This window comes from Streptomyces sp. HPF1205 (genome assembly GCF_020400825.1).
GTDB lineage: Bacteria > Actinomycetota > Actinomycetes > Streptomycetales > Streptomycetaceae > Actinacidiphila.
Genome location: NZ_JAINVH010000065.1, coordinates 1 through 12,336 on the forward strand (window position 1 = coordinate 1; position 12,336 = coordinate 12,336).

The window sequence follows — 12,336 nt, forward strand, 5'->3', positions numbered from 1 at the left end:
TGATCCCCGCAACATCACCCCGCTCCACAGCCGCCCAGAACCCCGCCTCCACCACATCGACCGACCCACCACCCGACTCGACCACCCCACCGCTCTCCAGCCAGAACCGCTCCCGCTGGAAGGCATACGTGGGCAGCTCCACGTCGCCTCGCGACTCCTCGGGGACGACCCGCATCCAGTCGACGGACGCGCCTCGGGTCCATGCCTCGGCCGCCGACGTGAGAACCCTGCGTACGCCGCCCTGCTCGCGGCGCAGCGTACCCAGGGCGACACCGCCACCATGCTCGTCAAGAGTGTCCTGCACACCCACGGTCAGGACGGGGTGCGGGCTGGCCTCGACAAAGACGCGGTGACCGGACTCTGCGAGCGCGGCAACGGCGCTCTCCAACTGCACCGGATGGCGCAGGTTCTCGTACCAGTACGAAGCACCGAGCGTGTCGGCCTCGACCCACCTTCCCGTATAGGTCGAGAACATGGGAACCGACGGGGCCTGTGGCTCGATCGTGGCCAGCAGGTCGAGGATCTCCTCCTCCAGCGGCTCCATCCCGGCCGAATGCGAGGCGTAGTCCACATTCACCCTGCGGGCGTCCACCCCCGCCTCCGCACACGTGACCATGAACGCGTCCAGGGCATCCGCCAGACCCGACACGACCGTGGAACCCGGCCCGTTCACCGCCGCGATCCCCACCCGGCCCTCGAACCCGGCCAGCAACTCGGTCGCCTTCCGCGCCGAGCAGAACAGCAACACCATCCCACCCGTACCCGCCACCCGCAGCAGGGACTTCGCCCGCAACGCCACCACCCGCGCCGCATCCCCCAACGACAACGCACCCGCCACCGCCGCAGCCGCAATCTCCCCCTGCGAATGCCCCACCACCGCCGCCGGCTCCACACCCAGCGAACGCCACACCGCCGCCAACGACACCATCACCGCGAACAACGCCGGCTGCACCACATCCACCCGCTCCAACAACCCCGCATCATCCAACGCCTCACCCAACGACCACTCCACATACGGCCCCAACGCCCGCTCACACGCCGCGATCGACTCCGCGAACACCGGCGAAGCAGCAATCAACTCACGCGCCATCCCCACCCACTGCGACCCCTGACCAGGGAACACGAACACCACACGACCATCACCCTCAACACGCCCACAGACCCCACCACCCGACGCCACCTCAGGCAACCCCGCCACCAGCTCGTCCGCATCCGCGCCCAACACCACCGCACGGTCCTCGAACACCGCACGACCCCGCACCAAAACAGCCGCCACCGCACCCGGATCAACACCCGCAACAACCCCCGCCAACCGCCCCGCCTGCGCCCGCAACGCCGCCTCACCCCGACCCGAGACCACCCACGGCACCACCGGCTGCACGCCGAAGGGGCGCGGTGCGGCGGTCGCGGGCCGCCGCTCGTCGGCGGCGGGCTCCGCGTCGGGCGCGGCCTCCGTACCGGCCTCCGTACCGGCCTCCGTTCCGGCGTCCGGCGCCTGTTCCAGGACGACGTGCGCGTTCGTCCCACTGATCCCGAAGGAGGAGACGCCCGCGCGGCGCGGTCGTCCCGTCTCCGGCCAGTCCTGACGCTGCGTCAGCAGGTCGACGTCTCCGGCGGTCCAGTCGACGTGGGGGGTCGGCTCGTCCAGGTGGATGGTGGCGGGCAGGACGCCGTGGCGCAGTGCCATGACCGTCTTGATGACGCCGGCGACGCCGGCGGCGGCCTGGGTGTGGCCGATGTTGGACTTCACCGAGCCGATGTAGAGGGGGTGGTCTGCCTCGCGGTCGTGTCCGTAGGTGGCGATGAGGGCCTGCGCCTCGATGGGGTCCCCGAGCGGGGTGCCGGTGCCGTGGGCCTCGACGGCGTCGATGTCGCCCGGTGTGAGGCGTGCGGCCGCCAGCGCCTGGCGGATGACGCGCTGCTGGGAGGGGCCGTTGGGGGCGGTCAGGCCGTTGCTGGCGCCGTCCTGGTTGACGGCCGAGCCCCGCAGGACGGCCAGTACGCGGTGGCCGTTGCGGCGGGCGTCGCCGAGGCGTTCCACGAGGAGCATGCCGACGCCTTCGGAGCTGCCGAAGCCGTCGGCGGCGGCGGCGAACGGCTTGCACCGCCCGTCGGTGGCCAGCCCTTTCTGCTTGCTGAACTCGGTGAGGGTGCCGGGGTTGGTCATCACGGTGACGCCGCCGGCGAGGGCGAGGGAGCACTCGCCGGCACGCAGGGCGCGCTGGGCGAGGTGGAGGGCGACCAGCGAGGAGGAGCAGGCGGTGTCGACGGTGACGGCGGGGCCTTCGAGTCCGAGGGTGTAGGAGATGCGGCCGGAGGCGGCGCTGGTGACGTTGCCGGTGAGGAGGTGGCCCTCCAGGCCCTCGGGCATGGGGTGGACGCCGTTGGTGTAGCCGCTGTAGGCGGCGCCGACGAACACGCCGGTGTCGCTGCCGCGCAGGGTGCGCGGGTCGATGCCGGCGCGTTCGCAGACCTCCCAGGCGGTCTCCAGGGCGAGGCGCTGCTGCGGGTCCATGGCCAGGGCCTCACGCGGCGAGATGCCGAAGAAGCCGGGGTCGAACTCGGCCGCGTTGTGCAGGAACCCGCCGCCTTGGACGTAGCTGGTGCCGGGGGTGTCGCCGTCGGGGTCGTACAGGGCGGCGAGGTCCCAGCCGCGGTCCTCGGGGAAGCCGCCGATGGCGTCCCCCCCGGTGACCACGAGCTGCCACAGTTCCTCCGGTGAGGTGACCCCGCCGGGGAAGCGGCACGCCATGCCGACGATGGCGACGGGTTCCTGCTCGGCTGCCTCGATGTCGCGCAACCGCTGCCTGCTGCGGCGCAGGTCGGCGGTGACTCGCTTCAGGTAGTCCCGGAGCTTTTCTTCGTTCTCCACGTGAATCACCTATCGGGGCAGCGTGACGCGAGGCCGGTCAGGAGAGACCGAACTCCTCGTCGATGAGGTCGAAGAGGTCGTCGTCCGTCGCCGAGTCGATCTCCCTGGCGTCGGCGGTGGTGCTGGTGGATGTCCCCTGCGCGTCCCTCCACTTGGACAGCAGGGTCTCCAGTCGTGCGGTGACGGCGGCGGTTTCGGTGCCGCCGGTCGTGAGGCCCGCGAGGGCGGCCTCCAGGGCGTCGAGTTCGGCCAGGGCGGGCGTGGCGGGGGTCGCCGGGCCGTGGTCCAGGCCGAGTTCGGCGCGCAGCAGGTCGGCCAGGGCGCGCGGGCTGGGGTGGTCGAAGACGATGGTGGCGGGCAGCCGCAGGCCGCTGACCGCGCCGAGCCGGTTGCGGAGCTCGACGGCGGTCAGCGAGTCGAAGCCGAGTTCCTTGAAGGCGCGGTCCGGGTTGACGGTGTCGGCGGACTCGTGGCCGAGGACGACGGCGACGTGGCCGCGGACCAGGTCGAGCAGGGCCCGGTCGCGGTCGGCGGGGGTGAGCCCGGTGAGGCGTTCGGTGAGGCCCGCGGTGCCGGGTCCGCCGGCGGCGGGGGCGGCCGCGGTACGGCGGGCGGGGCCGCGTACGAGGCCGCGCAGCAGCGGTGAGAGGGCGCCGGCGGCGGCCTGCTCGCGCAGGGCGGCCGGGTCGAGGGCGACGGGGACCAGGAGGGGTTCGGGGCGGCTGAGGGCGGCGTCGAGGAGGGTGAGGCCCTCCTCGGTGGCCAGCCGCAGGGTGCCGCCGCGGGAGACGCGGCGCAGGTCGGCGGTGTCCAGGTGGCCGGTCATGGTGCTGGACTGCTCCCACAGGCCCCACGCGAGGGAGAGGCCGGGCAGGCCGCGGGCCCGGCGGTGCTGGGCGAGGCCGTCGAGGTAGGCGTTGGCGGCGGCGTAGTTGCCCTGGCCGGCGGCGCCGAAGGTGGAGGCGGCGGAGGAGAAGAGGACGAAGGCGGCCAGGTCGGCGCCGGCGGTGAGTTCGTGCAGCAGGGCGCCGGCGGCGGCCTTGGGGCGCAGCACGGTGTCGAGGCGCTGCGGGGTCTGGGCGCCGATCACGCCGTCGTCGAGGACGCCGGCGGCGTGGACGACGCCGGTGAGGGGGTGGTCGGCCGGGATGGTGGCGAGGGCGGCGGTCAGTTGGCCGCGGTCGGCGGTGTCGGCGCGGGTGAGGGTGACGGTGGCGCCCAAGGCGTTGAGGTCGGCGACGAGTTCGGCCGCGCCGGGGGCGGCGCCGCCGGTCCGGCTGAGCAGCAGCAGGTGGCGCACCCCGTGGTCGGTGACCAGGCGTTTGGCGACGAGTCCGCCGAGGGTGCCGGTGGCGCCGGTGACCAGGACGGTGCCGGCGGGGTCGAGGGCCCGGGGCAGGGTCAGGACGACCTTGCCGGTGTGGCGGGCCTGGCTGACGTGGCGGAACGCCTCGCGGGCGTCGCGGACGTCCCAGGCGCGGACCGGCAGGGTGCGGACGGCGCCGGTGGCGAAGAGGGCTACGAGTTCGGTGAGCATCTCGGCGGTGCGGTCGGGGCCGGCCTCGGCGAGGTCGAACGCCCGGTAGGCCACGCCGCCGGGCACCGTGGCCGCGTCGCGGATGTCGGTCTTGCCCATTTCGACGAACCGGCCGCCGCGCGGCAGCAGCTCGAGCGAGGCGTCCACGAACTCCCGGGCGAGGGAGTTGAGGACGACGTCGACGCCCTGGCCGCCCGTGACCGCGAGGAATTTCCCGGCGAAGCCGGTGTCGCGGGAGTTGGCGATGTGGTCGTCGTCGAGGCCGAGGCCGCGCAGGGTGTCCCACTTGCCGGGGCTCGCGGTGGCGAACACCTCGGCGCCCAGGTGGCGGGCCAGTTGGACGGCGGCCATGCCGACACCGCCGGCGCCCGCGTGGATCAGGACCCGTTCGCCGGGCTTGAGGTCGGCCAGGTCGCGGAAGGCGTACCAGGCGGTGAGGAAGACGATGGGGGTGGTGGCGGCCTCGGTGAAGGTCCAGCCGTCGGGTATGCGGGTGACGGTGCGGTGGTCGGTGACCGCGGTGGGGCCGAAGCCTCCGGTGATCATGCCCATGATGCGGTCGCCGGGGGTGAGGCCGGTGACGTCGGAGCCGGTCTCCAGGACGACGCCGGCGCCCTCGCTGCCGAGCAGTGACGGGTCCGGGTACATGCCCAGGGCGAGCAGCACGTCACGGAAGTTGACGCCGGCGGCGCGCATCGCGACGCGGATCTGGTGGGGTTCCAGCGGCTGCCGGGTGTCGGGGGCGGGGGCGAGGGTCAGCCCTTCGAGGGTGCCTTCGTGGGCGACGGCGAGCCGCCACGCGGTTCCGGGCGGCGTGGTGAACGCCGAGGAGTTCGCGGCGCGGGCCAGCCGCGGGATCAGCACGGTGGTGCCGCGCACCGCGATCTGCGGTTCGGTGGAGGCGACCGCGGTGGCCAGGGCCTCCGCGGGCGCGGTGGCGTCGACGTCGACGAGCTGGAGGCGCAGCGGGTTCTCCGACTGGGCGGTGCGGACCAGGCCCCACACGGCGGCGGCCGCCAGGTCCGTCGCGTCCTCCCCGCCGCTGGTGGCCAGGGCGCCGCGGGTGACGAGGGTGAGGCGCTGGTCGGCGGCGTTGTCGTCGGCCAGCCAGGTCTGGATCAGCTCCAGGGCGGCGTGGGTGGCGGCGTGGACCTCCTCGGTGGTGCGGACGGCGGGGCCGTCGGGCAGCAGGTGGGTGACGACGGTGGCGGTGCCCGCGGCCGGGTCGGCGCCGAGGGCGCTGAGGTAGCCGGCGAGGTCGTCGTGGCGGGTCAGTTCGCGGGTGCGGCCGCCGATGGTGTCGGCGAGGGCGAGGGGGTCGGCGCCGAGGAGCGTCCAGGGCTCGGTGTCGAGGGGCACGTCGGCGGCGGGCACCCATTCCATGCGGTACAGGGAGCGGTCGGCGCCGCCGGGGGCCGCGTCGAGCAGTTCGGGGGAGATCTCCCGCAGGGTGAGGGCTTCGGCGGTGGCGACCGGGGCGCCGGTGGCGTCGGCGACGTCCACGGTGACGGCGTCGGGCCCCGCGGGGGTGAGGCGGACCCGCAGGGCGCCGGCGCCGGAGGCCAGCAGGGTGAAACCGGTCCAGGAGAAGGGCAGCAGGGCGCGTCCGGCGGGGCCGTCGACAAGGCCGGTGCGTTCGCCCAGGCCGATGGTGTGCAGGGCCGCGTCGAGCAGCGCCGGGTGGAGGCCGAAGCCGGCGGCGGCGCTGTGCTGGTCCTCGGGCAGGGCGACCTCGGCGAAGACCTCCGTGCCGCGCCGCCACACCGCCTTCAGGCCCTGGAAGGACGGTCCGTAGCCGTACCCCCGGTCGGCGAGGCCCTCGTAGAGCCCGTCGACGGGGACGGCGGTGGCGCCGGGCGGCGGCCACGCGGTGAGGTCGGCGCCTCGGGGGGTGGCCGCCCAGCCGGCGGCGAGGACGCCGCCGGCGTGCCGGGTCCAGGTCTCGCCGGTGATGCCGGCCCCGTCGGTGACGGCGTCCTCTTCTGCCTCGCGGCAGGAGTGGATCTCCAGGGTGCGGCGCCCGGCCTGGTCGGCGGCGCCGACCCTGACCTGGACGCGGACGGCGCCGCGTTCGGGCAGGACCAGCGGGGCCTCCAGGGTGAGTTCCTCGACGGTGTCGCAGCCGGCCTGGTCGCCGGCGTGGACGGCGAGTTCCACGAACGCGGTGCCGGGCAGCAGGACCGCGCCCATGACCGCGTGGTCGGCGATCCATGGGTGGGTCCGCGCGGACAGGCGGCTGGTGAACAGCAGTCCGTCGCCGACGGCGAGCGAGAGCGCGGCGCCCAGCATCGGATGGCCGGCGGTGCCGAGTCCCGCGGTGGTGACGTCGCCGCCGCGGGCGGCGAACACCGGCGGCCAGTAGCGGCGGCGGCGGAATGCGTACGTGGGCAGGTCGACGTGACCGGCGGGGGCCGGCAGCAGCCGGCTCCAGTCGACGGCGGCGCCGCGCGTCCACGCCTCGGCGAGCGAGGTGAGGAACCGGCCGGTGCCACCGTGGCCGCGGCGCAGGGTGCCCTGGGCGTGGGCGCCCGTGACGCCGGCGGCGTCGAGGGTGCCCTGGACGCCGACGGTGAGGACCGGGTGCGGGCTGGACTCCACGAACAGCCGGTGGCCGGCGCCGGCGAGCTCCTGCACGGCCCGGCGCAGGTGCACGGGGTGGCGCAGGTTCTCGTACCAGTAGGAGGCGCCGAGCGTGTCGGCCTGGACCCACTGGCCGGTGTACGTGGAGAGCATGGGGATCTCGGGTGCCCGCGGGGTGACCGGGGCGAGGGCGTCGAGGATTTCCGCCCGCAGTTCCTCCATCTGCGGGGAGTGCGAGGCGTAGTCGACGTTGACGCGGCGGGCGTCGACGCCGGCGTCGGCGCAGGTGGCCATGAAGGTGTCGAGTGCGGTGGCCTCGCCGGACACCACGGTGGAGTCCGGGCCGTTGACGGCGGCGATCCCGACGCGGCCCTCGTAGCCGGCCAGCAGTTCGGTGGCGCGTTCGGCGGAGCAGAACAGCGAGACCATGCCGCCGGAGCCGGCGATACGGGCGATGGCCCGGGCGCGCAGCGCGACGACCCGTGCGGCGTCCTCCAGGGACAGGGCCCCGGCGACGGCGGCCGCGGCGATCTCGCCCTGCGAGTGGCCGATGACGGCCGACGGGGTGACGCCCGCGGCGCGCCACAGGCGCGCCAGCGACACCATGACGGCGAACAGCGCGGGCTGGACGATGTCCACGCGTTCCAGCAGCGTCTCGTCGTCGAGCGCCTCGGTGAGCGTCCAGTCGGTGAAGGGGGCGAGGGCGCGTTCGCAGGCGGCGATGGATTCGGCGAACACGGGGCTGGCGGCCATGAGTTCGGCGGCCATGCCGGCCCACTGGGAGCCCTGGCCGGGGAAGACCAGGACGACGCCGGTTCCGGTGCCGGCCGCGGATCCGGTGACGAGGGCGGGCGACTCGCCGCCCGTGGCGAGGGCGGTGAGGGCGGCGTGCAGTTCGTCGCGTTCGCGGCCCAGGACGACGGCGCGGTCCTCGAAGACGGACCGGCCGGCGGCCAGGGCGGCGCCGACGGCGGCTGTGTCGTGGCCGGAGGCGGCGGCGAACGCGGCGAGCCGTTCGGCCTGCCCCGCGAGGGCGTCGGTGCCGCGGGCGGACAGCGGCCACGGCACGACCACCGGTTCGCCGAAGGGGCGCGGGTCCGTGTCGCGCGGCCTTGGTGCCGGGACGGCGTCGGGCGCCTGCTCGATGATGGTGTGGACGTTGGTGCCGCTGACGCCGAAGGAGGAGACGGCGGCGCGGCGCGGGCCGTCGTGCGCCGGCCAGGCCGTGGCCTCGGTGAGGAGTTCGACGGTGCCTGCGGACCAGTCGACGTGCGGGGTGGGCTCGTCCACGTGGAGGCTGCGCGGCAGGGTGCCGTGCCGCATCGCCATGACCATCTTGATGACGCCGGCGACGCCGGAGGCGGCCTGGGTGTGGCCGATGTTGGACTTCACCGAGCCGAGCAGCAGCGGTCGTTCGGGGGCGCGGTCCTTGCCGTAGGTGGCGATGAGGGCCTGTGCCTCGATGGGGTCGCCGAGGGTGGTGCCGGTGCCGTGCGCCTCGACGGCGTCGATGTCGGCGGGCGTGAGGCGGGCGTTGGCGAGGGCCTGCCGGATCACGCGTTGCTGCGAGGGGCCGTTGGGGGCGGTCAGGCCGTTGCTGGCGCCGTCCTGGTTGATCGCGGAGCCGCGCACGACCGCGAGTACGGGGTGGCCGTTGCGCTGTGCGTCGGACAGCCGCTCGACCAGCAGCATGCCGACGCCCTCGCCCCAGCCGGTGCCGTCGGCGGCGGCCGCGAAGGGCTTGCACCGCCCGTCGGCGGCCAGGCCGCGCTGCCGGCTGAACTCGATGAACGCGCCCGGTGTCGTCATGACGGTCACACCGCCGGCCAGCGCCATCGTGCACTCACCGCCCCGCAGCGCCTGCACGGCCAGGTGCAGGGCCACGGACGAGGAGGAGCAGGCGGTGTCGACGGTGACGGCGGGGCCTTCGAGCCCGAAGGTGTAGGACAGCCGGCCGGAGACGACGCTCGCGGCGGCCCCGGTGCTGCCGTAACCCTCGGTGGTCTCGGGCGCGCCGAGGAACAGCGCCGGGTAGTCCTGGCCGTTGGAGCCGACGAACACACCGGTACGGGAGCCGCGCAGCGTGTGCGGGTCGATGCCGGCCCGCTCGAACGCCTCCCACGACGTCTCCAGCAGCAGCCGCTGCTGCGGGTCGGTGGCCAGGGCCTCGCGCGGGGAGATACCGAAGAACTCGGTGTCGAACTCGCCGGGCGCGGTCAGGAACCCGCCGGTGTTGACGTACGAGGTGCCCTTGTGGTCGGGGTCGGGGTGGTAGAGGGCGTCGAGGTCCCAGTTGCGGTCGGTCGGGAACTCGGTGACGGCGTCGGTGCCCGCGGCCACCAGGTCCCACAGCTCCTCGGGGGTGCTGACCCCGCCGGGGAAGCGGCAGCTCATCGCGACGATGGCGATCGGCTCGTCGAGGGCGGTGGCGGTGGCCGCCTCGGTGGCGGCTCCGCCGGTGTCGCCGAGGAGTTCCCCGCGCAGGAACACCGCGAGGTGCTCGGCGGTCGGATAGTCGAAGACCAGGGTGGAGGGCAGGTTCAGGCCGGTGGCCGCGCCCAGCCGGTTGCGCAGCTCGACGGCGGTCAGCGAGTCGAAGCCCAGGTCCTTGAACGCGCGGCCCGGATCGACGGTCTCGTACGACGGGTGGCCGAGGGCCAGCGCGACATGGGTGCGCACCAGGGTGAGCAGGGTCCGGGCGGTCTCCTCGGCGTTCTTGCCCGCGAGGTCGGCGAGCAGCCCGGCCGGGCGGCCGGCGTCCTCGGCGGCGGCCCGTTCCAGCGCGGCGACGGCGGCGCGCGCCTCGGGGATCCGGTTCAGCAGGCGGCTCGGCCGGGCGGAGACCTGGGCGGCGACCAGGCGGGCCCAGTCGATGTCGGCGACGGTGAGCAGCGTGTCGTCGCGGTCCAGCGCCTGCTGGAGGGCGGCGATCGCGGCGGCGGGCGGCATCGGCGTGACGGGGCCGCGCCGCATCCGGTCCTCGGCGGCGCCCGCGGCGGCCATGCCGCCGCCCGCCCACGGGCCCCAGGCGATGGAGGTGGCGGGCAGGCCGAGGGCGCGGCGGTGGTGGGCGAGGGCGTCCAACTCGGCGTTGGCGGCGGCGTAGTTGCCCTGCCCGGTGCTGCCGAGGGTGCCGGCGATCGAGGAGAACAGCACGAAGGCGTCAAGGCCCAGGTCCCGGGTCAGCTCGTGCAGGTGCCGGGCGGCCACGGATTTGGCGGCGAGTACGGTGCGGAACCGGTCCGGGGTCATGCCGTCCAGCACACCGTCGTCCAGGACTCCGGCGGCGTGCACGACGGCGCTCAGCGGCGCGTCGGCGGGCACGGCCGCCAGCAGCGCGCGGACGGCTTCGCGGTCGGCGGTGTCGCAGGCGGCGACGGTGACGCGGGCACCGAGCCCGGTCAGCTCGTCGCGCAGCTCCACCGCGCCCGGCGCGTCGAGGCCGCGCCGTCCGGCGAGCAGCAGGTGCTCGGCACCGCCCTCGGCCAGCCAGCGGGCGACGTGGCCGCCCAGGGCGCCGGTGCCGCCGGTGACCAGGACGGTGCCGCGCGGCCGCCACGGGACGTCGGCGGGGTCCGCGGGGGCGGCGACGCGCTCCAGGCGGGCGGCGTAAAGGCCGTCGGCGCGGATCACGAGCTGGTCCTCGGCGCTCTGCGACAGCGCGGCGCACAGCCGCGTGCCGCCCCGCGTGCCGAGGGCGGCGGGCAGGTCCACCAGGCCGCCCCAGCGGTCCGGGTGCTCCAGCGCGGCGACCCGGCCCAGGCCCCACAGCCGGGCCTGGGCGGGGTCGAGGGAGGTCTCGTCCCCGGCGGTCGCGGCGACGGCGCCGCGGGTCGCGCACCACAGGGGCGCATCCACCCCGGCGTCGCCGAGGGCCTGGAGAGTCAGCAGGGTGGCGGCGACCGCTTCCTCGGCGTCGTCCGCGGTCAGCGCGGCGAGGGACAGCACGCCGGCCGGGCGGGCGCCGGCGGCCAGGGCCTGTGCGAACTCGGCCGCCAGCGCCTCGCGGGTGGTCGGCGAGTCGTCGGTACCGGCCGCTACGGGAGGCAGGTGGGTGAGGGTGAACCCGCCTGCGGCGAGCGCGTCCAGCACGTCGCGGGGGGCGTCGCCGGTGCCGGTGACCCACCAGGGGCCGGGCGGCGCCGGGACGGCCGCACCGGGCTGCCGTTCCCACCGCAGGGCGTAGCGCCAGGTGTCCACCAGCCGGCGGTCCTGGCCGGTGCGCCGCCACGCGGACAGCGCCGGGAGCACGTCGCCGAGGGCGCCGTCTTCCTCCAGCCGCAGCGCGGCGGCGACCGACGCCAGGTCCTCGCGCTCGACGGCCTCCCAGAACGCGGCGTCCACGCTGTCCTGCTCGCCCGCCGCGGCGCCGCCGGCGTCCGGGGCGGCCTCGGGCCAGTACCGGGCGTGCTGGAAGGCGTAGGTGGGCAGGTCGACGCGGCGGGCACCGGTACCGGCGAACACCGCCCCCCAGTCCACGTCCACCCCATGCGTGAACGCCGCCGCCACACCCGTGAACAACGCCTCCACACCCGCACGACCCGCCCGCTGCACCGCAGCGGCCACCACATCACCGACACCACTCAGAACGTCCTGAGCCAACGCCGACAGCACACCATCCGGCCCCAACTCCAAAAACGTCCGCACACCCTCGGCATGCAGACCCCGTATGCCGTCGGCGAACCGCACCGCCTCGCGGACATGCGTCACCCAGTACGCGGGGTCGGTGAGGTCACCGGTCAGATCACCAGTGACGTTCGACACCACCGGAATACGGGGAGCGTGGTACGTCAACGACTCCGCGACACTGCGGAAGTCCGCCAGCATCGGCTCCATCAACGGCGAATGGAACGCATGCGAGACCGCCAGCCGCTTGACCTTACGGCCCTGCGAACGCCACACCGCCTCCAACTCGGCGATCGTGTCACCCGCACCCGAGACGACGATGGCCTCGGGCCCGTTGACCGCGGCGACCGCCACGTCGTCCCGCCCGCCCAGTGCCTCACGCACGGCCGCCTCATCCGCCTGCACCGCCAGCATCGCGCCACCAGCCGGCAACGCCTGCATCAGCCGACCGCGGGCGGCCACCAGCCGAACCGCGTCCGGCAGGTCCACGACCCCCGCCACATGCACCGCGGCCAGCTCACCGATCGAATGACCAGTGACGAAGTCGGGCCGCACACCCCAGGACTCCACCAACCGGAACAGCGCCACCTCAAGGGCGAACAACGCGGCCTGCGTATAGACGGTACGGTCCAGATCCACCGACTCCGCCTCGAACATCACCTCACGCAGCGGCCGCTCCAGCTCCGCGTCGAAGTACGCGCACACCGCGTCCAACGCATCG

1 protein-coding gene and 1 pseudogene are annotated in these 12,336 nt (G+C 74.8%); both read right to left on the minus strand.

Annotated features, from left to right (window positions below):
* Positions 1-2,872: type I polyketide synthase (locus K7G61_RS35080; RefSeq protein WP_225851210.1), on the minus strand; the 2,872-nt coding region annotated here is incomplete at its 3' end.
* 37 nt (positions 2,873-2,909) lie between these two features.
* Positions 2,910-12,320, minus strand: a pseudogene (locus K7G61_RS35090) (SDR family NAD(P)-dependent oxidoreductase); the annotation flags it as partial.
* Positions 12,321-12,336: the final 16 nt, after the last annotated feature.